The organism is Rhizobium mongolense subsp. loessense, assembly GCF_900099775.1.
Lineage (GTDB): Bacteria > Pseudomonadota > Alphaproteobacteria > Rhizobiales > Rhizobiaceae > Rhizobium > Rhizobium loessense.
In genome coordinates, this window is the sequence record NZ_FMTM01000001.1 from 1,446,925 (window position 1) to 1,470,432 (window position 23,508).

Sequence of the window (23,508 nt, forward strand, 5' to 3'; positions counted from 1 at the left end):
GATCAGCCCCGCGCGAGAATGCGCGTAAGTTCGTCCACGAGCTGCTTGGCGCCGTCTGCCGCTGTCAACTGCCCGAAGCCGACCTGCTCAGATATGTTTCGAAGCGTGAGCTCGCCCTCACCGGCACCCGCAGGCGGCGGTGGCGGCAACTTGCCGGCGAGATCGCCGAGGCCGGAGACGTATTCCAGCGGCACTTTCCCGACTGCGTCGAGCTTGGCTGCCACGACCTCACGCATCGCTGCCGATTCCGGAATGCCGCGTTCAACACCCAGCGCCAGCGCGGCATCCGGGTTCGTCACGAAGAAGTTCACGTAATCGACTGCCTGATCGACCGCTTTCGACTGAGCTGAAACCGAGAAGAACATCGAAGGCTTGCGGTAGTGGCCGCCCTTCGAGTCCTTTGTCACTCGCATGTGGTTTGCCAGAGTGAGCTTGTCCTTGTTCATCTGCTGATATGCCACGAACTGGTTCGAGTGCGCGAAACCAGCGGCAGACTTGCCAAGGGTCAACGTATTGGTCTCGATGTCGTTCTTGTCCAAAGCCTGAATGTCGGGCGGAACGCATGCACCGCTTTCACGGAACTTGTTCCACATGTCAAACCATTCGGATGCCTCTTCGACGCCAAAGCCAATCTTCGCATCAGCAGTATAAAGCGCCTTTCCGCGTTGGCGGAGGTAGTTTTCGAAAAGCGGCTCCCCACCACTGCCATCGGCCATTCCGAACATGCCTTTGCGCTTGCCGGCCTTGGTCAGTTCGGCTGCCATCTTGCCAAACTCTTCCCAGGTCGTTGCCTTAGTCGGAAGATCAATGCCCGCTTCCTCGAACGCGGTCTTGCTCAGCATGGTTGCCGCCGAATTCGCACCCAGGCTCACGCCATAAAGATGTCCATCGACGCTGCCGCCCTCGATCTGCGCCTTGTCAAAGTCACCTAGATTGAGCTTCGACGGCATGTAGGATTCGAGAGGCGCAAGTGCGCCGCGGTGTGCATACTCGACGATGTAACGGTAATCCATTTGGATCACATCGGGGGCATTCTTGCCAGCGACCTGCGTCGCGAGGCGAGGCCAGTAGTCACCCCAACCGAGAAACTCGCCGGTTATCGACGTACCCGGATTCTTCGCCTTGTAGAGTTCCGATACCTTGTTGGTGCGATCTGCACGTGGCTGCGATCCCCACCACAGCAGGCGCAGGCGTGTGTCCTGCGCAAAGGCACTGGAACCCAGCGCCGAAAGCGAGAGAAGCGTTGCCCCGCCTGCCATGAAATTACGTCTGCTTACGCGTAGTGTCATCTGTTTTTCCTCCTCCCTTGGGGAGCGCCTCCACACGCTCCTTGCTGGTTTCTCTTGCAACAAATAACTAATTGGTTACAAGCTATGGACAAGCATCGGGCCTGTCAAGCGGTGATAATTTCGCGAGGTTCTCCTCCCGGATTGTCGCTTTTACAATCTCGCACCGAAGCCTTATGAGCGCAACAGAGCGTCTGGGGAGATAAGCGGATGGATAATAGCGCAGAGACCGGGGAAAAGAAAAAAGCCAAGCGGGTGGCCAGCGAGCGCGTATTGCAACGAGACCCTGAAAGAACCAAGGCCGCGATCCTGGAAGCAGCTACGCGCGAATTTGCCGAAAACGGCATGGGCGGGGCGCGCGTCGACGCAATTGCCGAGCGGGCCGGCACCAATAAGCGCATGCTCTATCACTATTTTGGCGACAAGGAGCAGCTCTATCTGCGTGTGCTGGAGGAGGCTTATGTCGGCATCCGTACAGCGGAGCGTGCCCTGCATATCGGCGATCGCAGCCCGGAAGAAGGAATTGGCGAACTTGCGCTCTTCACCTGGCGCTATTTCCTCAAGCATCCGGAGTTTCTAAGCCTTCTCGGTACGGAAAACCTGCACCGCGCCCGCTGGCTTCGCCAGTCCGTCCGGCTCAAGGAATTGCATTCTCACCTGATCGGTGAGCTTGCGCGGGTTCTCGAGCGCGGCAAGAAGGAAGGCGTTTTCATCGAGAACGCCGATCCCCTTCACGTCTATCTGACGATCGCCTCGCTCGGATACTTCTACCTTTCGAACCAACATACGCTCTCGACGATCTTCGGGCGCGAACTGATTGAGCCGTCAAATCTCGACAGTTGGGAACAGCATATCGTCCACGTGACACTCGCCTCCATCAAGCGCTGAGAATTCAAAATTGGATTTGACTATTGACAGCCCTACTTCCGATCTGCCATCAAGTAACCGTTTAGTTACTGGCTTGGGAGGGCCGGGGCAACGCCCGCTCCCGCCGTTCGACAATTTGGCAGGGAGAAATAAGATGGCTCGTCTGGGGATCATTTTGCACGGCGTTACAGGCCGCATGGGCTACAATCAGCACCTAGTGCGATCGATCCTGGCCATCCGCGACCAGGGCGGTTTGTTCCTGAAATCCGGCGAGCGGCTGGAGATCGACCCCATCATCGTCGGCCGCAACCGCGACAAGATGGAAGAGCTGGCGAAGAAGCACAACATCAAACGCTGGTCGACAGATCTGGACGGAGCACTCGCCAACCCGGACGATCAGATTTTCTTCGATGCCGGAACGACCTTGATGCGTGCCGAGCTGCTTTCCAAGGCACTCGATGCCGGCAAGCACGTCTATTGCGAAAAGCCGATCTCCGACGACCTGCAAGTGGCCGTTGACCTTGCAAGGAAAGCGCGGGCCTCCGGCCTCAAGCACGGCGTCGTGCAGGACAAACTCTTCCTGCCGGGTCTTCGCAAACTGGCGCTGTTGCGAGATTCCGGTTTCTTCGGGAAAATTCTCTCGGTGCGCGGCGAGTTCGGCTATTGGGTGTTCGAGGGCGATTGGGGCGTTCCGGCGCAGCGCCCGTCCTGGAACTACCGCAAGGGCGATGGCGGCGGCATTATCCTCGACATGCTCTGCCACTGGCGCTACGTGCTCGACAATCTTTTCGGCGAGGTGAAAGCGGTTTCCTGCCTCGGCGCAACGCATATCGGCAGCCGCGTCGACGAGCAGGGCAAGTCCTACGACTGCGATACGGATGATGCGGCTTATGCTACCTTCGAGCTTGAAGGCGGCGTCATCGCGCAGATCAATTCGTCCTGGGCCGTGCGCGTGCGCCGCGACGATCTCGTGACCTTCCAGGTGGACGGCACTCACGGTTCTGCCGTCGCCGGTCTTACGAAATGCTGGACGCAACATCGCGTCAATACGCCGAAGCCGGTGTGGAATCCGGACCAGCCGCAAACGATCGACTTCTACCAAACCTGGGACGAGGTGCCGGATACGCAGACATTCGACAACGGTTTTAAGGTGCAGTGGGAAATGTTCCTGCGCCATGTCGCCGAAGGCGCCCCGTGGCCCTACGGCCTAGAGGCGGGCGCCAAGGGCGTCCAGCTTGCGGAGTTGGGCCTGAAATCTTGGGCCGAGCGCCGCTGGCTCGACGTTCCCGCATTGGAGTTCTGATATGCAGACGATCAATCTTCCCCTCGACGGCAGGATCGCCCCCTATACGCTGACCGGATCGCCGATCGAGCTCAAGAAGCGTGACGCGAAAGACTTTCCGCGCGTGGTCTATGCCGCGGCCCATGTCGTCGCCGACCCGCTCGCGGACAACGATCCATGGCTGACACCTGCCATCGATTGGGAACGGACACTCGCCTTCCGCCACCGCCTTTGGGACCTCGGCCTCGGCGTTGCCGAAGCGATGGACACGGCGCAGCGCGGTATGGGACTTGGCTGGCCGGAAGCCCGCGATCTCATTCGCCGAGCGCTTGCCGAAGCACGCACTCGCAAGGATGCGCTGGTCGCCTGCGGCGCCGGTACCGATCATCTGGCTCCCGGTCCCGACGTGACGATCGACACGATCATCAGGGCCTACGAAGAACAGATCGAAGCCGTCGAGGCAGAGGGCGGGCGCATCATCCTGATGGCAAGCCGCGCGCTTGCGGCCGCTGCGAGAGGGCCAGATGATTACATCCGCGTCTATGACCGCATCCTGCGGCAGGTGAAAGAACCGGTCGTCATCCACTGGCTGGGCGAGATGTTCGACCCGGCGCTGGAAGGCTATTGGGGCAATCCGGACCACATCAAGGCCATGTCCACCTGCCTGCAAGTGATCGAAGCCAATGCCGCAAAGATCGACGGCATTAAGGTTTCCTTGCTTTCCAAGGAGAAGGAAATCGCAATGCGCCGGCAACTGCCGAAGGGCGTGCGCATGTATACCGGCGACGACTTCAACTATGCGGAACTGATAGCCGGCGACGAACTGGGGCACTCCGACGCCTTGCTCGGCATTTTCGATGCGATTGCGCCGGCCGCCTCCGCCGCTATGGAAGCATTGGGCCGCAAGAGCAACCGCGAGTTCTTCGACTTGCTCGATCCGACCGTTCCGCTTTCACGTCACATCTTCAAGGCGCCGACGCGCTTTTACAAGACCGGCGTCGTATTCCTTGCCTATCTCAACGGCCTGCAGGATCACTTCACGATGATCGGCGGGCAGCAGAGCACGCGTTCACTGACGCATCTCGCGGAGCTTTTCCGGCTGGCGGACAAGGCGCGCGTTCTTGCCGATCCCGATATGGCGGTCAACCACATGAAGCGGGTGCTCGCCGTTCATGGCGTTTACTGACGCCGATCGGGACGGGGAGGAGTTCATATGCAGATCGAAGGACTTTCGATCAATCTCGCGACGATCCGCGAACAATGCGGATTTGCCGAAGCCGTCGATATCTGCCTGAAGCACGGCATCACCAGGATCGCACCCTGGCGGGAGCAGGTCGCGAAAGTTGGGCTCGCCGAGGCCGTTCGCATCGTCAAATCGAACGGATTGAAGCTGACAGGCCTTTGTCGCGGCGGTTTCTTTCCGGCGGAAAACGAGGCAGGACGGCAGAGGAACCTCGACGACAACAGGCGCGCAATCGATGAGGCTGCCGCGCTCGGCGCCGATTGCCTCGTGCTCGTCGTCGGCGGGCTGCCGGGCAGTTCCAAGGACATCGGCACAGCGCGCCAGATGGTGTCCGCCGGCATCGCTGCGATAGCGCCGCACGCAGAAGCCGCCGGCATGCCGTTGGCAATCGAACCCTTGCATCCGATGTATGCGGCCGACCGAGCCTGCGTGAACACGCTTGCTCACGCGCTCGATATGTGTGAGCAGCTGGGCGAAAACGTCGGCGTTGCAATCGACGTCTACCATGTCTGGTGGGATCCGGATCTCGCCAACCAGATCGCGCGCGCCGGCCAGATGAAGCGCATCTTCGCGCATCACATCTGCGACTGGCTGGTACCGACAAAGGACATGCTAACCGACCGCGGCATGATGGGCGATGGCGTGATCGATCTCAAAGGCATCCGGCGCATGATCGAGCAGGCAGGCTTCTTCGGCGCGCAGGAGGTCGAAATCTTTTCGGCAGAGAATTGGTGGAAACGGCCAGCGGACGAGGCCATCGCGACCTGCGTCGAGCGCTACCGTAGCTGCTGCCAAGCATAGTCGATGCATTTTAGCACGCATGAGGAGGATCATTCGATGGAGAAACGCCGTTTTGCACTGATCGGGACAGGAAATCGCGGAACCACCATGTGGGGCAAAGAGCTGCTCGCCGGTTGGCGCGAACATGTCGATCTCGTCGCGATCGTCGAAAAGAACTCTCTTCGCGGCGAGCGCGCCCGCACGATGATCGGCAGCAATGCGCCGATCTACGAGGATATCGATGCGATGCTGGCCGAGGTCAAACCGGACCTTGTCATCGTCTGCACGCCGGATCACACGCACGATGCGATCGTCGTGCGGGCGCTGGAGGCCGGGATTGACGTCATCACCGAGAAACCGATGACGACCGCAGTCGACAAGATTCGCCGGATCATCGACGCCGAAAAGCGGACCGGCAGGCGCGTCGACGTGTCCTTCAACTACCGCTATGCGCCGACCGCAGCAAAAATCAAGGAATTGCTCAATTCCGGCGAGATCGGCCGCGTCAGTTCGGTCGACTTCCACTGGTACCTGAACACGAAACACGGCGCCGACTATTTCCGCCGCTGGCACGCCTATACCGAAAATTCCGGCAGCCTCTTCGTCCACAAGGCAACACACCATTTCGATCTGCTGAACTGGTATCTCGACAGCGATCCCGAAGCGGTGACGTCCTTCGCCGATCTACAGAATTACGGCCGCAAGGGCCCCTTTCGCGGCCCACGCTGCAAGCTCTGTCCGCACACGCATGAATGCGACTACTTTCTCGATCTGGAAGCAGATCCCTTCCTGGACGCACTCTACGAGGAGCCGTCGAAGATCGACGGGTATTTTCGCGACGGCTGCGTCTTCCGCGAGGATATCGACATTCCGGACACGATGGTCGCCAGCATCCGCTATCGAAACAACGTGCATGTCTCCTATTCGCTGAACACCTTCCAGCCGATCGAGGGCCACCATCTGGCATTCAACGGCACCAAAGGCCGGATCGAAATCCGCCAGCATGAAGCCCAACCATGGGAGGTGAAGAAAGAGGATGAGATCCTGCTGATCCGGAATTTCCCCAATGGGAAGGAGGCGGTTGAGCGTATCATCGTGCCGCATTCCTCCGGCGGCCACTACGGCGGCGACGACCGGATGCGCAACATGATCTTCAAGCCGGACATGCAGGACAGGCTTCATCAGCGTGCGGGAACGCGTGCCGGGGCCATGTCTGTGCTTTGCGGCATCGCAGCGCTTCAGAGTTCCCGCACCGGCAAGGTCGTCAATCTCGCCGACCTGATGCCTGAGCTTGCCAATGACGACTCACCGAATTCCCGCAAGGTTGGATAGGCTCAGGCCATCTTTTCGAGATCCGCGAGTGTGACGCCATAACGAAGCGGCTCGCCCTTTAGGAATCGTTCGATCTCGTCCACCGCCATTTCACCGAGGCGCATGCGCTCCAGTCCGACGGCGCCTGCAATATGGGGTGTCAGGAACAGATTCGGCAGATCGTAAAAGGCCGATGAAGGCTCGGGGATTTCCGGGTCCGTGACATCGATGATGGCATCGATGCGGCCGGTTGCAAGCCTCGCCAGCAGCGCAGCTTCATCGATGATTGCGCCCCTGGCCGTGTTGATGAGCGTTGCGCCGTCCTTCATCAAAGCCAGCCTGTCCGCATCGATCATATGTTGCGTGGAAGGCAGGGACGGCGCGTGAAGCGAAATGATGTCGGAAACCTTCATGAGCGTATCCAGATCGACCTTCTCTGCACCAAGCCCCTGGGCTTCAGCCATGCTAATCGTCGGATCGAAAAGGACAAGCTGGTAGTCAAACGGCTCCAGCAACTCGATGACGCGACGACCGATCCGCGATGCACCAATGATGCCGACCGTGCGCCGGTAGTTGCCGATCGCCAGACGCTGCATCGGATGTGTGCGGTCACGGTTGCGGTCTGCCACGTAATAGTCGCGGAAGCGGAAAACTTGTTTGCCGGCAAAGAGAATGGCTGCGAGCGTAAACTCCGCAACCGGTGTGGCATTGGCTTCCGCGGCATGGCTGACCGCAATCCCGGCCCTGAAAATCTCTTCCCCGATAATGCCTTTGACGGTGCCGGCCGCATGAGCGACAATCTTCAATCGCCTCGCTGCGGCAAGCACCTCACCGCCCACCTGCGGCGCCCCCCAGCCTGTAATGAGGATTTCCGTCTCCGGGAGCACGCGCCGGGCGCGCTCATCAGAAAAATTCTGCAGCGGCTCGCGGTCGAGCAAGCGGCCGATGACTTCCAGGCGTTTAAACAACTCATCCGAGACGACATGTTCCGTGCGCCCCGGATGCATGGCAAGCGCGATGCCGGGACGGCTCATGGCATCTGTCCCGGCGCGACAATGGCGCTGACAGTCACGCCATATTCCTTCACCTGCTGTTCCAAAGCTGCGATGTCCGGGACAACAGGGCGCTTCATCCAAACCCCGCAAACAGCTTGCGGATCATTGACTGCGAGCACTGCCGTGATCAGCACGGTCTCACCTGCCGGGATTTCGCCGCGCAACTGCGGCACCAATGTCTTTGCAACAATGAGGTTCGTATTCGGCAAGGCTTTCTGCGCAAGGCCGGTGCGCGTCACGGTCGAGCCAAGATCGGCGATGCCGGAAAAATCGGTCTCGCCGATGACATGCGCGGCACCTGCTTCTGCCGAAAGCGTATCAGAATCGAAATCCCGTTTGGCGATTGCGAAGCCGCCTTCTGACGTCTGCAGCGCACGTGGCGTGTTGATCCTGTGAACGCGAATATGCCAGGGCGCTGCCGGTACGAGCCATGTTTCGACCGAGACATCCTTGAACGGCGACCACTTCGAATAAAGCACGTTGCCGGCAATCTTGGCTTCCGCATTCGTCTCGCGAACTCGGTAATGCAATCCATCGTCGCTGAAAGCCAGCGCCGAATCAAAAGCGCCGCCGACGAAATTTCGCTCGTCGGCCTCAACACTGAATCCGTAGCGCGCTGAATATGCGAATTTTGCGTATTTTTCCGTTCCAAACCGCATCTGCAAGTTTTCCTGGCCGGAAGAAAGCGCCACGACATCGCCGCCCGCCCGTATCATGACCATGCCCGGGTGGCGCTGCGGGGAGACGGCGACCGCTTCCGGCGCCCTTTCCTTTGAGGTCCAGAATGGATGGTCTGCTGGAATTGCGAGCGGCAAGAAGGCCTTGAAAGCCCAATAGGGCGAGCCTGCAGAATTATAACTTTCCGACATCATCAGATTGGGATAGCCGAAACCGATTGAAAGGATGCCGTCTCGGTTCGTCATCGGCTTGTCCCTCCACCAGCGCAGATGCTGGAGGCAAAGGTGCTTGACTTCACCCCAAGGCAAAGCTTCGAGGTCGGCGAAGGCCAGCGCTGACCAGAAACCTGCGCAGGCAAAGCGGTATGTCAGGCTGCGGCCGAAGGGGATCGTCGCACCATCGGCTGCAAACCAGTTTTTGAAATCCTTCGCAAAGAGTACTGCCCTTTCGCGGTATCGCTTGGCATAGTCATCATCGACAAGCTTCGAATAAATCAGGCCGTAAAAGTGCATCGCGAAGGGAATGTAGTGATCGATACGGCGGACATTGCCGTCGCGATACCAGCCATCGCCGATATAGAAGCCCTCCAGCTCTTCCAGATATTGCCTAGTGAGGCTGCGATCGAAATCCGCGCCCAATCGTTCAAGCGCGATATCGACGAAGATGCGGAAGAACTTCCAGTTGTTGTCGGCATAGTCAAACTGGCGCGCGTGCTTGAGATAAGCGATGACGTTGTTCCGTGCATGCCCATCTAGTGGCTCCCAGATCTTTTCCGGGACAAGCGCCAGCGCAAAACCGAGCGCGGCAAGCTCCACCATGCGCTGGTCGCGGCCGTTGACCGTGCCCCAATATTCCGGATGCTGCGGATCGGCGCCATTAGCGAGGCCTTCGGCGAAACGGTCCCAGTGCTCGAACCGGCCGTTTCCCGCACCCAAAGGCGCAAGACCCCACAGAGGCCGGGCGAAGCCTTCCAGATCGGCCGCGGCGCGATCGAAATGCGCACCGGCGCCATCCAGCCGCACGCGAGCATTGCCCTTCGAAAAATAGGGCAGCAGTGGATCGAAGAGATCGAGAAGCGCGCGGCCCATGTCCTCGCGGGTTTCGAGCGGGTTGCCTGCAAGCGGATTGGCGCTGGCCGGATCATAGGTCATCGGAATCACTCATGAGGTTGCAATATCAGATACGGTGCCCCCGGCGACGGGGATGACCCCGTGGCATACATGACGGGCGGGGGCCGCGCGGTCCCGGAAACGGGACATCATGAGACCGATCGCCTCCCGGCCAAGCGCCGCACGATCGACGCGCATGGTGGAAAGCGGCGGATTGGTCATCAATGCGCAGGGCAGATCGTCGAAACCGACGATCGCGAAGTCTTCCGGCACCCGAAGGCCAGCTTCCGTGACGGCCTCCAAGACACCGACTGCGATAAAATCGTTCATGCAGAAGGCGGCAGTGAAACCGGCATTCTCCGCAAGAATCGCCGCCGTCAGCTCATGCGCCTCGCGGCTGGCACTGCCATGAAACGTCATCGGCACAAGCCGGCCTTCGGCATCCGGGATCGAGGTTATCGCCGCCTCGAAACCGCGAACACGCTCGCGAATCGTATTGCGGTGGGAACCGGTCAGATGGAGGATGCGGCGGTGACCGGCCTTCAGCAGCCGCTGGGCAGCCTGGAAGGCACCGAAAAAATTGGAAGGCGAAACACCGTCGAGGCGGAGCTGAGGATCCGTCCCGTTGACGAGGACAACCGGAACCTTCTCGTCGTCGATGAAGCCGCGCAAAGCCCCACTCGGATCAATGCCGACGAGAAAGAGGCCCTCGGCACGCGCCGACTTCATATAGTCTCGAATGACCTCGGGCGTCGCACGGTCTTCCCGGATGAGGCGAACCTCAAACGACATGCCGTGCTCGGCCGCCGCCGTACGCAGACCTTCGACGATCGACTCGTAGAAAACGCTCAGTCCGCCCGTGACGCCATCGCTGGCAATCAGCGCAAGTCCGCCCGGAACCGCTTCCGGAGCAGACCTCATTTGGTATCCATGCTCGACCGCCACCCTCAGAATATGCTCGCGCACGCTCTCGCTTATGCCTGGCTCATTGGCAAGCACCCGTGAAACCGTTGAAACGGAGACGCCAGCCAAAGCTGCGATGTCGGCCTGACGCGGCCGTCTGGGTTTGATTTCGTTCATAACTCAAACATATGCAAATCATGCAAATTTGCAATGGAAATATAATTTGTTGCAAACCGAAATTATTTGCGTACTCTACGCGTGACATGCTCGAGAAACGTTGGAGGACGGCACGGGCAGGCGACAAAGGAGGATCATCATGCAGATCAATCGACGTTCATTTCTGATGGGCTCGGCCGGTGTGGCTACGGGCCTCGCATTCGGCGCGGGTAGTGTCATCCCGGCATTTGCCGAAGACGCGCAACTGCGTGCCATGTGGTGGGGTTCTAACGACCGCGCCAAGCGTACGCTGGAGGTTGCAAAGCTCTATCAGGCCAAGACGCCGGGCGTCACGATCGTCGGCGAGTCGCTCAGCGGCGACGGCTATTGGACGAAGCTCGCGACGCAGATGGCTGGCCGCGCGATCGCCGATGTGTTCCAGCTCGAGCCCAGCACGATCTCCGATTACTCAAAGCGCGGCGCCTGCATGCCTCTCGACGAGTTCGTTCCCTCGGCTCTCAAGGTCGACACCTTCGGCAAGGATATGCTCAAGCTGACGACCGTCGATAGCAAGCTCTATGGCATCGGCCTCGGCCTTAACTCCTTTGCGCTCTTTTTTGATCAGACCACCTTTGAAAAGGCTGGACTTCCCTTGCCGACGCCAGACCTCACTTGGGACGAATATGCCAAACTGGCCGTCGAGCTTACAAAAGCTGCCGGCAAGGACAATTACTGGGGCGGCCCTTACGGCGCGCGCTATGCCTATGTCTTCGATGCCTGGCTGCGCCAGCGTGGCAAGAGCCTTTACGCCAATGGCAGCCTGGGCTTCGACGTCGAGGATGCCAAGGAGTGGTACAGCTTCTGGGAGGACCTGCGCAAGAAGGGTGGCACGGTCGCGGCGGATGTACAGACGCTCGACCAGAACACCATCGACACCAACTGCCTGGCGCTTGGCAAATCGGCGATCGGCATGGCCTATTCAAACCAGCTCGTCGGATATCAGCTGATCTCGAAGAATAAACTGGCGATCACCATGCTGCCGCGCGAAAGGAAGGGCGGTCCTTCCGGCCATTACTACCGTCCCGCGCTTATCTGGAGCATCGGAGCGACGACAAAGAACGGCGAAGCGGCCGCCAAGTTCATCGACTTCTTCGTCAACGACATCGACGCCGGCAGGATCCTCGGAGTGGAGCGGGGCGTACCGATGTCGGCGACTGTCCGCGAGGCGATCCTGCCGAACCTTAACCCAACGGAGCAGGATACCGTCAAATACGTCAACCTTCTTAAGGATCAGGTCGGTGATTACCCGGCGCCTGCCCCGCTTGGCGCGACGGAATTCGACCAGCGCGTCCTTCGGCCCCTCGCTGACGAGCTCGCGTTCGAACGCACGACCCCCGCCGATGCCGCCGCTCGCCTGGTGGAACAAGGCAAGGCAACGATCAGAAGCTGAATCCAGGTTTTTCCTCCCGGAAGGCCCGCCGTCGTGAACTGACAACTTTCAGGGGTCAGTTCAGTGTGGCGGGCCTCTTTATTGAGCGTTGGTTGCAGGCTCCGACCCGTCGATAGGCGGGCGCGCCGCGGCGGAGGGCGACGGTAAACCGGTTCCCCCGATGCTAGGAATGCGCGGGTTTCCGCTCCCCCAGATTCTCTCTTCGTATCCGGAACCAGGCCACATAGAGCGCCGGAAGGAAAAGAAGCGTCAGTGCGGTACCGACGACAATGCCCCCCATCATGGCATAGGCCATGGGGCCCCAGAAGACTTCCCGGGAGATGGGAATGAGGGCCAGGGTCGCGGCCGCCGCTGTCAGCATGATCGGACGCATCCGGTGCTCCGTCGCCTCGACGACGGCGCGCCATGGGGGCACGCCTTCGCTCCGAAGCTGCTCGATCTGCACGACCAGGATGACAGAGTTTCGGATCAGGATCCCTATCAGCGCAAGCACGCCAAGAATTGCGACGAATCCCATGGGAGCGTTACTGAAGAGCAGTGCTATAACCACACCGATGAGTGCCGTCGGGGCCACTGCGAATACCAGGAACAGCCTGCTGAAGCTTTGCAACTGGATCATGAGGATCGTCGCCATGGCAAACAACATCAGCGGCGCGACCGCAGCGATCGGTCCTTGCGCCTTGGCGCTTTCCTCGACGGAACCGCCATTGGCGATGCTGTAGCCGGCTGGAAGACCCTTGCGGAACGCATCGACTTTGGGCTGCAGTTCGGTGACGATGGTCGCAGGCTGTGTCGGCCCGACGACGGCAGCCTTGATAGTAATTGTCGGCGTACGCGTGCGACGCCAGATCGTCGGCTGCTCCAGCTCGTAGCGGAAATTGGCAACTGCCGAGAGCGGTACCGATTTGCCGTTTGAGCCTGGCAGCTGAAGGTTCTGCAGCGTCTCGATGGAGCCGCGCTCCGAGGTTTGCGCCCTGCCGATCACATCGATGAGATAGATGTTGTCCCTGATCTGCGTGGCCGACGATCCCTCCACGATGCCGTTAAGGGTTGTTGCAATGTCTTGCGACGAGACGCCCAGTTGCCGCGCCTTGTCCTGCAGAACATCGACCTTCACGACACGCGACGGTTCATTCCAGTCAAAGGTCATGTTGGAGAGCAGCGGATGTTGGCCGACGATGCCCGCAAATTGCTGGGCGATATCGCGAACCTTCTGGATATCCGGCCCGCTGATGCGATATTGCACAGGCTTGCCGACCGGAGGCCCGATGTCCAGGAGCTTTACGAACGCATCGGTCCCGGGGAAGGTTTTCGTCAGATAGTCCTGCAGTTCGCTCTTGACCTTGTCGCGAACATCAAGCCCCTTGGTCACGATGATGGTCTGCCCGAACGACACGTCGGGCGTCTGAACATCGAAGGACAGGATGAAGCGGGGAGCGCCTTGTCCGACATAACTCGTCCAGTGCTCGATATCCTTATTGTTCGCGAGCATCTCCTGCTCGAACCTGGCCATCTGCCTGTTCGTCTCGAAGATCGAACTGTTGTGCGGCAAATTCCAATCGACGATCAGTTCGGGTCGGTCCGAGGAAGGGAAGAACTGCTGTTGCACAAGGCTCATTCCACCGATGGAGAGCGCGAAGGCAACGACTGTCGCGCCGATGGTGATCCAGCGCCACCGCATGGAAAGGTTCAAAAGCCACGAAAAAGCTCTCGCCAGCCGGCCCTTCTGATCATGATGCGACTTCATCGTCTTCGGAAGGATGCTCACGCCCAAAAGTGGCGTGAACAACACGGCGACGATCCATGAGACCAGGAGCGAGACAGCAATCACGACGAAAAGCGTGAAGGTGAATTCGCCCGCGGCACTGTTATTCAAGCCGATGGGAATGAAGCCGGCGACCGTTACGAGCGTGCCCGTGAGCATCGGGAAGGCCGTAGACGTGTAGACATGTGTTGCTGCTTTTTTCAGATCGTCTCCTGCCTCCAGCCGGGCGACCATCATCTCGACGGCAATCATCGCATCGTCGACGAGAAGGCCAAGCGCAATGATCAGCGCGCCGAGCGAAATACGCTGCAGCGAAATGCCCGAATAGGCCATGACGAGGAACGTGATCGCCAGAACGAGCGGGATCGAGATGGCGACAACCAGGCCCGCGCGAACGCCCAAGCTGATGAAACTGATCGCAAGGACGATGACAACCGCTTCGAACAGAGCGCGCGTGAAGCCCGAGACCGCTTCGTCGACGACGTGAGGCTGATCGGAAACGCGCTGGACATCCACGCCGATCGGCAGATCAGTCACGATGCGATCCATCTGCTGGTCAAGCGCTTTGCCGAATTCCAGAAGATTTGCCCCGGTCTTCATGCCGATGGCGAGACCGATCGCGGGCTGCCCGTTGTATCTGAACAGCGACGACGGAGGATCGACATAGCCGCGTTTGATCGTGGCAACATCGGTCAGCGGAAAGAACCGGTCGTTGACACGCAGGTTGATCGACTTGAGGCTTTCCTCCGATGTAAACTGACCGCCGACGCGCAAGGCGATACGCTCGGGGCCGGCGTCAACGAAACCCGACTGAGTGACGGCGTTCTGCGCCTGCAGCGTCTCGATAACCGATTGCTGGTCGATACCAAGCGCCGCGATCTTTCGGGTCGAAAATTCAAGGTAGATCGCTTCGTCTTGCGCACCGATAATGTCCACCTTGCCGACATTGGGAACGGTCAAGACTTTTGCGCGGGCGTCCTCGACAAGGTCGCGAAGCTGGCGCTGCGTGAGCCCGTCGCTGGTGAAGGCGTAGATATTGCCGAAAACGTCGCCGAAGCGGTCGTTGAAAAACGGCCCCACGACGCCGCTCGGAAAATCTCCCTTGATGTCGTCGATCATGTTGCGGACGCGCACCCAGGTTGGGTTGACGTCCCGGGCCTTAGTGGTCGGCAATAGCTCCACGAAAATCGTTGTCCGTCCGGCAACCGTCTCGCTGCGGGTATAGTCAAGCGACTCCAGCTCTTCGAGCTTCTTCTCGATACGGTCAGTGACCTGCTTGGTCACTTCCTCGGCGGATGCACCGGGCCATTGCGCCTGGATGATCATGGTCTTGATCGTGAAGTCCGGGTCTTCTTCACGGCCGAGACCGATGTAGGAAACCACGCCGGCAAGAATGAAGACGATCATGAAATACCAGACGAGCGAACGGTGCTCGAGCGCCCAGTCGGAAAGATTGAATTTTTTCACGGGTTTTCCCCTTGATCCACCCTGACAGCCTGGCCGTCAGTAAGCTTGTGAACACCTGCAACGACGACGCGTTCGCCTGGATTGACGCCTTCAGCGATGCGAATGGTGCCTCCTTCCGCAAGGTCTCCGTCCATCTTGATCGCCCGAATGGAGACCTTGCCGGCCGTCGTATCGACGACCCAGACATTCGGTTTCCCATCCTTCATCAGCACCGAGGACGATGGGAGCAGGATCCGCGGCTGGGCGGCAATGGTCGCAGTGGCCGTCACGACCGCGCCGAGGCGAAACGCCGCTGGCGGGTTGACGAGCGTTATCTTCGTGCGGCGTGTTCGGGTCGTGGTCTCGGCTTCGGGTGCAATTTCTCTAACGACACCGCTCGCGCGAATGGTTGGATCTAGCTGGAGGGAGATCTCGAAGGGTGATCCCACCTTGAGGCCGTCGAAGCTCGCATCCGGTATATCAATGACCGCATCCCGCTGATCGGGACGGGCGATGGTGGCTATGCTCTGGCCTGCGGCGACAACCTGGCCCACTTCCGCAGAGGTGGCCGTCACAACGCCATCGAATTCTGCGCGAAGCTGCGCATAGCTCAATTGTTCTTCGGCCTTGTCCAGATTGGCCTGCCCTTTTGCAACCGCAGCAACGGCACTCCGCCGCCCCAGTTGAGCCTCCTCGAAAGCGGCCTCGCTTCCAGACCTTGTTTCGGTCAGACTCCGTTGCCGCTCTTCCGTGGAGACAGCATTTGTCAGCTGTGCCTGTGCATTGGAGAGCTCGGACTGCGCACTTCTGAGCGCAAGCTCTAGCGCCAGCGGATCAATGGCGGCAACGACGTCACCTTTCTTGACGATGTCGCCGACGCTGACCTTGCGGGCTATCACCCGTCCGAGGACGCGAAATCCAAGTTCGGTCTCGATCTTGGCCTCGACTGTGCCTGGCAGGCTCAGGGACGAAGCGGCTGTTGATTTGGCGACAACGGAAAGAACGGGGCGGGGCGGTTCCTCACGCGCTTCATCCTGCCCCTGGCAAGATGACAGCGCCAGCAATGGCCCAAGGAGCAGGAGCCCGAGTGTTAAACGGATACTCATTTCGCGGCTTCCTTGTCATATGAGACGACCTCGTTGGGCCGTAGGAATTTGGTTCCATCGGATACGACGATTTCACCTGGAGACACCCCCGTGCGCACGGCGAAGCGGCCGGTCCCATAGCTGGAAACATCAACCGGCCGGATGGACACGCTGGACGACGACGGGTCCACGACCCAAACGGCAGGCTGGCCACCCTTCGAGGCCATTGCCGACCATGGCAGTTCGATTGTGTCCTGTGAGATGGAACGGAAGGAGCCGACGACTGGAGCGCCAAGCGACATGTCCGGCGCCCCTTCGAGACCCACCTTCACCCTGATCGTTCCGGTCGATGAGTCGATAGTTGGCGAGATCTCGCGTACAGCCGCATCTACTTTCCGGGATGGGGTCGAAAGCAGGCCAACCGTGACTTTGTCCTCAAGCTTTCGTCCGAGATAGAGGGATTCAAAGACGTTGAAGACCGCGTCACGCGGTCCTTCATGGGCAAGCGTGAAGATCCGTTGCGCAGCCTGCGCGACCTGACCGATCTCGGCGTTTCGCGCCGTGATCACGCCGTCGGCATCGGCGCGCAGCTCCGTGTAAGAGAAAGCGTCTCGCGCCGTGTCGAGCTGGGCTTGCGCCGATTTCAGGCTTCCTTGGGCCGTTAGCAGCGCCTCCTGGGCCTGATCAAGTGCCGCACGGGTCGTGACCTGAGCCTTAAAGAGATTCTGCTGCCGACTGAAGGCTAACTGGGCTTGGGTCTGCTGGGCTTGAGCTGACTGCAGGTTCGCTGTGGCGACATCCAGATCGGCCTTCTGTTCCTCAGCGTCGATGCGCGCAAGCACCTGCCCTGCCTTTACGAACGCGCCAACATCGACAAGGCGCTCGACGATCCGTCCGCTGACCCTGAAGGACAGGTCGCTCTGCACGCGGGCGCTTACCTCGCCGGTTATGAAGTTGATTTCGCCGACAGGTGCAGTCTTCACGACGACAGTCTCCACCCGCTTGGGCTTCACTTCATTCGTGGCCTGCTTTTCGCATGACGAAAGCGCGACTGCGCCTATGGCCAGCAAGGCGGCAACAAGGATAGTTCTCATGAATTGACCTCTTGCATCCGTTCGCGCGACCGATATAATTGACTGACTCATTAGTCAATAGAAATTGCGGGAAGATTGCCTGATGCCGAGCCACGGAACGACAAGGACCGCTCAAAGGTGAGACATGCCTGATACAAAGAAACTGACGCGTGCGGAGCAGAAAGCTCGCCGCCCTGCACAGATTCTCGATGCGGCCTTTGAGGAGTTCGTGGAACGCGGCTACGTGGCGACCCGCGTTGAAGACATCGCTGACAGGGTCGGAGTAACGAAGGGGACGATTTACGTTTACTTCGAAACCAAGGAGCAGCTTTTTGAAGCAATGATCCGGCACATCTCCGTGCCGTTCGAAGATCTCCTGGCTAGTGCCCATGAGCTAAGCGGAACATGTTCGGAGCGGCTCGAGGGCCTGATAGCGATGCTCTACGATCGCATTGTCGAGAACCGCAGATTGCGGGAACTGATGAGGTTCGTCATCGCGGAAGGATCACGGTTTCCCCAAGTCGTCGATCGGCACCACGAAGAGTTCATCGACCCACTCAACGCTTATCTGCAATCCCTCATCGATGAGGGTGTGAAGCACGGGGAGTTCCGGCCGGCGCCAGCCGCATTCGCCGACGCGGTAGTGGCTCCTGCCATCGCCATGCTGATTTTCAAGCTCATCTTCAATGATCGAAGAACTCTGGATAAGACGACGTACCTGGAAGCGCATGTCGATCTCATTTTGCATGGTCTAATGGCTTGACCGCCTCATTCGCCCAGAACTAAGCCCCAACTCAGGGCTGTCGCTGCGTCTTATCCCATAAATGCATAGTCCTTGAATATCTGGCTCTTGGCGGTTGTCGCCGCTGTGTCTCGAAGACGATTGCGGCGTGTTGTAACGTTTGGTTGCGGGGGCCTGAATGCACAGAGATTTGTACATTTTGGTCATGGATCGGAAGGACCAGCCGGCAAAGTGATATTCGGCGGGACCGCGGCGGCTGGTCACCACGGCGAAATTCGACTCCTTATTTTTTTCGGAGACGTCGGCGATACCTCAGAAGGTTCGCGGCCCGCGGAGGGTAATCAATGGGCTAACTTCGGTTCTCCAAGCGGTTTGTTTTGCGCCACTCTTCGTATTCTCCGCGGGCATCGTCATGCAGCGGATAGTAGCGCTGCAACGACCCGCCTTCCATGAGCTTCACTCGCGAGAACTCCTCCCAATCGTGATGCTTTTGCGACTCTTCGATTACCTTCGCGGCCATTGCGACTGGAAGCACCACCACCCCGTCATCGTCGGCGACGATGATGTCGCCGGGGATGACCGTGACACCGCCGCAGGCAATCGGAACGTTGACCGCATTCGGATAGATGCTGGTCTGCACATGATAGTTGGGAGTCCAGCCACGTAGCCATAGGGGGAGATCTAGCTTCTCGACATTGGGCCGATCGCGCATGCACCCATCGATCACGATGCCAGCGCCGCCTCTGCCTTTGAAATAGGTCGACATCATATCGCCAAAGACGCCCGAACTCATGTCGCCGCGCGCGTCGACCACCACAACATCGCCCTCCTGCACGTGATAGAGCACGTGCCGGTGCAACTGCGTCTCCGGATCGGCATATTCTCCCTCGGTGAAGAGGTCCGGCCGCTGCGGCATGAACTGGAGCGTCAGCGCCGGCCCGACGATCGACTTCCCGCGGTTCTGCGGCACGGGACCGACCATGTGCGGATTGCGGAAGCCCATGTGGCCAAGCGTGCCGGAAACCGTCGCGGCGCCGATTTCCTTCAGTGCGTCGATCAGCTCTTTGGTCGGTCGCGTTATGTCGGGTGTATGCGTCATTTTAGGCTCCGGTGGATGAAACTACCAGTTCGTGACAGAACCGTCGCGGCGCTTTAGGTGAGGCGCTTCCCAGAAACGAAAGCTCTCCGCCTTGACCGCCTCTTCGTTGACCTCGACGCCGAGCCCCGGCAGATCGCTGACCGGATAGTCGGGTCCGTCGAGCCGTGGTTGCACGGGGAAGAAGTCGGAATTATCGAAGCCCAGCTTTGCTTCGGGAGCCCTGGTCTCGAGCCAGGCGAAATTCGCCACCGCGGCGGCGAGATGGATGGTCGCGGCCGTGCAGACTGGGCCGAGGGGGTTGTGGGGCATCAGGTCCACATAGTGCGCCTCGCTCCAACCGGCGACCTTCATCGCTTCGGTGAGCCCGCCAACATTGCAAACATCGAGCCGGTTGAACTGATGGATACCACGCTCGACGTAGGGCAGGAATTGCCACTTGCTGGCAAATTCCTCGCCGATGGCGAAGGGGATGTCGGTCATCGTGCGCAGGGATTCGTAGGCCTCGGGTGTTTCATCTCGTATCGGCTCCTCGAGGAAATCAAGCACGCCACGGCCGAGCTTGTTACAGAAGCTCGCCGCCTCTGCCACCGACAGCCGATGATGATAGTCGATGCCGAGGACGACCTCGTCGCCCAGCGCCTCACGCGCCTTATTCAGCATAGTTGCGGTCGCGCCGATCGACTCCCGCGGCTCAAAGATGTCCTTGCTGTTTTGCCCGATGGGAAAGAAGCGGATCGCCTGCCACCCTTGTTCGCGTAGTTCGCGGGCTCGTTCGATGGCAACATCGCCCTCGGCCTCGTCACCTGTCGAGGCGAAGGTAGGAATTCGGTCGCGCTGCTTACCGCCCAACAGTTCGTAGGCCGGCACTCCCAGCGCCTTGCCCTTGATGTCGTGAAGGGCAATGTCGATCGCGGAAATCGCGGCCTGCAGAACGCGCCCGCCTTCGAAGTATTGGCTGCGATAAACTTCTTGCCAGATCCGACCAATCTGCATCGGATCGCGGCCGATGAGAAACTCGCGATAGTGCTCGATCGCGCCGGCCACGGCCTTTTCGCGACCGCTCAAGCCGCTCTCGCCCCAGCCGAAAATGCCGTTGTCGGTCTCGACCTTAACCAGCATCTGGTTGCGCGTTCCCACCCATACTGGATAGGGCTTGATTGCCGTGATTTTAAGCTTCGTAGTCATTCACGCCCTCGTTCGCACGCATCGGCTCTGTCTCAGTGGGCCTTGAGGGCCATTTCTGTTTCGCCGTCGAACAGATGCATCCGCTCCTGATCGAACTCGAGCCAAATCTGTTCGTCGGGCGCGACGGCAATGGTCGGCGGCACGCTGACGTTGACGATGGCGCCAGACAAAAACGCCTGAACAAAGGTGACGTCTCCGGTCGGCTCGACCGTGTAGGCCTTGGCAGGGATGCTGCCTGGCACCGCACTCTTGTGCAGCTTGATCGTCGAGTGACGTGCGCCGAGCACGACTTTCTTGGTCGTTGCCCTCGCGACCTTCTGCGCGTTGTTTGGCGAAAGCTCGAGGCGCCAGCCCTCCGCACTCGTCAACACAGTGTTGCCGCTTGCCGTTGATGCCTCCAGCGGAACAAGGCTCATTGCCGGGCTGCCGACGAAGCTGGCGACGAACATGTTCACCGGATGGGCAAAGACCTGCGCCGGCGAATCGTATTGCTGCAGGTAGCCGCCGTTCATCACCGCCATCCTGTCGGCCATGGTTACCGCTTCGAGCTGGTCGTGCGTCACGTAGATGATCGTCGCCTTGAGGTCCTGGTGGAAACGCTTGATTTCCGACCGCATCTGCACGCGCAGCTTTGCGTCGAGGTTGGAGAGTGGTTCATCCATCAGGAATACCGCCGGGTCGCGAACGAGGGCACGGCCCAGGGCGACGCGCTGCTGTTGACCGCCCGAAAGTTCGCGCGGCTTGCGCTCGAGCAACTGCGTCATGTCGAGCACGCGCGCTGCTTCCTTGACCTTCTTGTCGATCTCGTCCCTTGGCAGTTTGCGCATCTGCAGCGGGAAAGCCAGATTTTTATAGACAGATTTCTGCGGATAGAGCGCGTAGTTCTGGAACACCATTGCGATGTCGCGGTCCTTGGGGTCGAGGTCGTTGACCACCCGGTCGCCGATGACGATGTCGCCAGATGTGATGGGGATGAGCCCCGCCACAAGATTGAGCGTGGTTGTCTTGCCGCAGCCTGAAGGGCCGACGAGCGCAACAAATTCGCCGTCATTGACCGTCAGCGAAACATCGTTGACAGCTTTGAAACTGCCATAGGTCTTGACAAGATCTTTGAGGACCACGTGGGCCACCGGCAACTCCCTAGTGCTTGACTGCGCCCTCAGTAAGGGCGCGTACGAAGTATCGTTGCAGGACGAGGAACAGGACCACGACGGGCACGCTCATCATAAAGCTGGCCGCCATAAGGCCGGGAAAGTCCGTCGTATTTTCTGAGAAGAAGCGCTGAATGCCGACCGGCAGTGTCAGCTGCTCGTTCTTGGAGAGGAAGGTGTAGGCGTAGATGTACTCGTTCCAAGCGCCGATGAAGGAATAGATCGCCGTGGCGATGATTCCTGGCGCCGAGAGCGGCATGACTATCAGGATAAAGGCCTGGAACCTCGTTGCCCCATCGATGCGCGCGGCCTGCTCGAGTTGCACCGGGATGTTGTCGTAGAAGCCCTTGAGGAGCCAGATTGCCAGCGGCAGGCCGAAAGTGAGGTAAGTGAGAACGAGCGACCCATGCGTGTTCACCAGCCCGATCGCGCGCATCAGGATGAAGAGCGGCACGAGAAAGATCACCGCCGGGAACATGTTGCGCAGCAAGACGGCGAAGAACAGAAAGTTCCGGCCCGGGAAAGTGAAGCGCGAAAACGCATAAGCCGCAGGAACCGCCACGATCACCGAAAGGATGGTCGTGGCAGTGGAGACAAAAAGGCTGTTCCAGAAGAAACGAAGGAAGTCCTGGCCGACGCTGTTTTGCGGATCGAGCAGCTTCTGGTAGCTGGCAAGAGTGGGTTGGTCCGGCCACCATTGCGGCGGGAATTGCATGGCCGCGAAGCCGGACTTGATCGAGGTGATCAGCATCCAGATCATCGGCAATGCGGTGTAAAGCAGCATGAACACAAGGAAGATACGTCCGCCCCACCGCCACCCATCGATGCGCATACGGTGACGCGCCTGGCCTCGAGAAGCAGTCTCGGCAATCGTGCTCATTCGCTCCCACCCTTCTGGTCGTTGCCGCTCAGCGCACGAACGTAGAAGTAGCCGAGCGACATCAGGATCAGGAACAGCAGCACCGAATAGGCCGATGCCACCCCCCAGCGCTGGCGGCCGAAGGCGAGTTCGTAAATGTGGGTGATCCAGATATGCGATGCGTTCGACGGCCCGCCGCCGGTCATGATCCAGGGGATGATGAACGAATTGAAGTTGGCCACAGCCAGCAGAAGGATCGTCACCGTCGAGACGTTTCTCAAGTGCGGAAAGGTGACGTGCCAGAACCGCTGCCATGCATTGGCTCCGTCGACTTTTGCGGCGCGCAGCAACTGGTCGGGAACCGTCTGCAGGCCAGCCATCATCATGATCATGGCGAACGGAAACTCTCGCCAGATATTCACGACGATCAGCGAGGGCAGCACGGTACTGACGCTGTCGATGAAATTCGGTGGCCGGTCGCTCAATCCCAGGCCAACCAGCACTGCGCCAATGATCCCAAAGTCCGAATGGTAGATCCACTTCCAGATATAGGACGCGGCAACCGCGCTGATAACCCATGGAATGATCAGGACGGCGCGCAGGATGGCGCGGCCGGCAAAGTCACGATGAAGTGCGAGGGCGCAACCGAACCCCAGGACAAACGCGATGATGGTCGATCCCAATGTCCAGATAAGAGTGTTCGAGGTAACCGTCCAGAACACCGGGCTTTTGAGGATGGAAGTGTAGTTGTCGAAACCGACGAAAATCTTGTCCCGAAGCTGCAGGCCAGGCGGTGTATTGAAGAACGACAGCTCGATCGTGTAATAGATAGGGTAGGCTATGACGATGAGCATGACGGCGATCGCAGGAAGCACGTACGCGTAGTCAGCGCGATGCTCCCAGATCTTTCGTAGCACTCCGGACCTACGAGGTTGCAGTCGTCGGGGAACCTCGGCCTTCGCAGTCAAGATCGTCACTGTGCA

The 23,508-nt window shown here is 59.4% G+C and carries 19 protein-coding genes; 7 read left to right on the plus strand and 12 right to left on the minus strand.

All coding sequences use genetic code 11. The annotated features are described in order from the left end of the window. Positions 1 to 2: 2 nt before the first annotated feature. Positions 3 to 1,289, minus strand: coding sequence for an ABC transporter substrate-binding protein (locus BLP23_RS07350; protein ID WP_092584135.1), 1,287 nt, complete (start codon positions 1,287 to 1,289; stop codon positions 3 to 5). Positions 1,290 to 1,496: 207 nt separating this feature from the next. On the opposite strand from BLP23_RS07350, the gene BLP23_RS07355 reads away from it, so the two are divergent. The 5 genes from BLP23_RS07355 to BLP23_RS07375 all read left to right on the plus strand — a co-directional run bounded on the left by BLP23_RS07355 (position 1,497) and on the right by BLP23_RS07375 (position 6,790). Further along, on the plus strand, positions 1,497 to 2,174 hold the full coding sequence (locus BLP23_RS07355) for a TetR/AcrR family transcriptional regulator (RefSeq protein ID WP_092584136.1): 678 nt from the start codon (positions 1,497 to 1,499) through the stop codon (positions 2,172 to 2,174). 133 nt (positions 2,175 to 2,307) lie between these two features. After that, the gene (locus BLP23_RS07360) at positions 2,308 to 3,456 is read left to right on the plus strand and encodes a Gfo/Idh/MocA family protein (RefSeq protein WP_092584137.1); all 1,149 of its coding nucleotides are present in this window, start codon (positions 2,308 to 2,310) and stop codon (positions 3,454 to 3,456) included. 1 nt (position 3,457) lies between these two features. Next, positions 3,458 to 4,621, plus strand: coding sequence for a dihydrodipicolinate synthase family protein (locus BLP23_RS07365; protein ID WP_092584138.1), 1,164 nt, complete (start codon positions 3,458 to 3,460; stop codon positions 4,619 to 4,621). Positions 4,622 to 4,648: 27 nt separating this feature from the next. After that, entirely contained in the window at positions 4,649 to 5,479 is an 831-nt protein-coding gene (locus BLP23_RS07370) for a sugar phosphate isomerase/epimerase family protein (protein WP_092584139.1), read from the plus strand. 36 nt (positions 5,480 to 5,515) lie between these two features. Further along, positions 5,516 to 6,790 (plus strand): Gfo/Idh/MocA family protein, encoded by a 1,275-nt coding sequence (locus BLP23_RS07375; RefSeq protein WP_092584140.1) that lies wholly within the window; start codon positions 5,516 to 5,518, stop codon positions 6,788 to 6,790. Between the two features lie 2 nt (positions 6,791 to 6,792). On the opposite strand, the gene BLP23_RS07380 is transcribed toward BLP23_RS07375, so the two are convergent. From BLP23_RS07380 to BLP23_RS07390, 3 genes are read right to left on the minus strand one after another with little or no spacing between them, the layout of a single operon-like run. Then, positions 6,793 to 7,803 carry a hydroxyacid dehydrogenase gene (locus BLP23_RS07380; protein WP_092584141.1) on the minus strand — a complete coding sequence of 337 codons (1,011 nt, stop codon included), beginning with the start codon at positions 7,801 to 7,803 and terminating at the stop codon, positions 6,793 to 6,795. Further along, entirely contained in the window at positions 7,800 to 9,653 is a 1,854-nt protein-coding gene (locus BLP23_RS07385) for a DUF2264 domain-containing protein (RefSeq protein ID WP_092584321.1), read from the minus strand. Before BLP23_RS07385 ends, BLP23_RS07380 begins: the two co-directional genes overlap by 4 nt. 9 nt (positions 9,654 to 9,662) lie before the next feature. After that, positions 9,663 to 10,691, minus strand: a complete 1,029-nt coding sequence (locus BLP23_RS07390) for a LacI family DNA-binding transcriptional regulator (RefSeq protein ID WP_092584142.1) — start codon at positions 10,689 to 10,691, stop codon at positions 9,663 to 9,665. A gap of 139 nt (positions 10,692 to 10,830) precedes the next feature. Here BLP23_RS07390 and BLP23_RS07395 point away from each other — a divergent pair, with 139 nt between their 5' ends. Then, positions 10,831 to 12,120, plus strand: coding sequence for an ABC transporter substrate-binding protein (locus BLP23_RS07395; protein ID WP_092584143.1), 1,290 nt, complete (start codon positions 10,831 to 10,833; stop codon positions 12,118 to 12,120). 163 nt (positions 12,121 to 12,283) lie between these two features. Here the strand turns inward: BLP23_RS07395 and BLP23_RS07400 are convergent, their stop codons facing one another. From BLP23_RS07400 to BLP23_RS07410, 3 genes are read right to left on the minus strand one after another with little or no spacing between them, the layout of a single operon-like run. Beyond that, positions 12,284 to 15,352 (minus strand): efflux RND transporter permease subunit, encoded by a 3,069-nt coding sequence (locus BLP23_RS07400; protein WP_092584144.1) that lies wholly within the window; start codon positions 15,350 to 15,352, stop codon positions 12,284 to 12,286. Further along, positions 15,349 to 16,437, minus strand: a complete 1,089-nt coding sequence (locus tag BLP23_RS07405; protein ID WP_092584145.1) for an efflux RND transporter periplasmic adaptor subunit — start codon at positions 16,435 to 16,437, stop codon at positions 15,349 to 15,351. The genes BLP23_RS07400 and BLP23_RS07405 overlap by 4 nt, the downstream gene beginning before the upstream one ends. Continuing rightward, positions 16,434 to 17,510, minus strand: coding sequence for an efflux RND transporter periplasmic adaptor subunit (locus BLP23_RS07410; RefSeq protein WP_092584146.1), 1,077 nt, complete (start codon positions 17,508 to 17,510; stop codon positions 16,434 to 16,436). The genes BLP23_RS07405 and BLP23_RS07410 overlap by 4 nt, the downstream gene beginning before the upstream one ends. Before the next feature lie 124 nt (positions 17,511 to 17,634). Here BLP23_RS07410 and BLP23_RS07415 point away from each other — a divergent pair, with 124 nt between their 5' ends. Continuing rightward, a complete protein-coding gene (locus BLP23_RS07415) occupies positions 17,635 to 18,252 on the plus strand; it encodes a TetR/AcrR family transcriptional regulator (protein ID WP_092584147.1) in 618 nt (205 codons plus the stop codon). 328 nt (positions 18,253 to 18,580) lie between these two features. Here the strand turns inward: BLP23_RS07415 and BLP23_RS07420 are convergent, their stop codons facing one another. From BLP23_RS07420 to BLP23_RS07440, 5 genes are read right to left on the minus strand one after another with little or no spacing between them, the layout of a single operon-like run. After that, entirely contained in the window at positions 18,581 to 19,330 is a 750-nt protein-coding gene (locus tag BLP23_RS07420) for a ribonuclease activity regulator RraA (RefSeq protein WP_092584148.1), read from the minus strand. A gap of 21 nt (positions 19,331 to 19,351) precedes the next feature. Beyond that, a complete protein-coding gene (locus BLP23_RS07425) occupies positions 19,352 to 20,515 on the minus strand; it encodes a mandelate racemase/muconate lactonizing enzyme family protein (RefSeq protein ID WP_092584149.1) in 1,164 nt (387 codons plus the stop codon). Positions 20,516 to 20,547: 32 nt separating this feature from the next. Further along, on the minus strand, positions 20,548 to 21,645 hold the full coding sequence (locus BLP23_RS07430) for an ABC transporter ATP-binding protein (RefSeq protein ID WP_092584150.1): 1,098 nt from the start codon (positions 21,643 to 21,645) through the stop codon (positions 20,548 to 20,550). Positions 21,646 to 21,655: 10 nt separating this feature from the next. Next, positions 21,656 to 22,546 (minus strand): carbohydrate ABC transporter permease, encoded by an 891-nt coding sequence (locus tag BLP23_RS07435; protein ID WP_092584151.1) that lies wholly within the window; start codon positions 22,544 to 22,546, stop codon positions 21,656 to 21,658. Next, a complete protein-coding gene (locus BLP23_RS07440) occupies positions 22,543 to 23,502 on the minus strand; it encodes a carbohydrate ABC transporter permease (protein ID WP_092584152.1) in 960 nt (319 codons plus the stop codon). The genes BLP23_RS07435 and BLP23_RS07440 overlap by 4 nt, the downstream gene beginning before the upstream one ends. Positions 23,503 to 23,508: the final 6 nt, after the last annotated feature.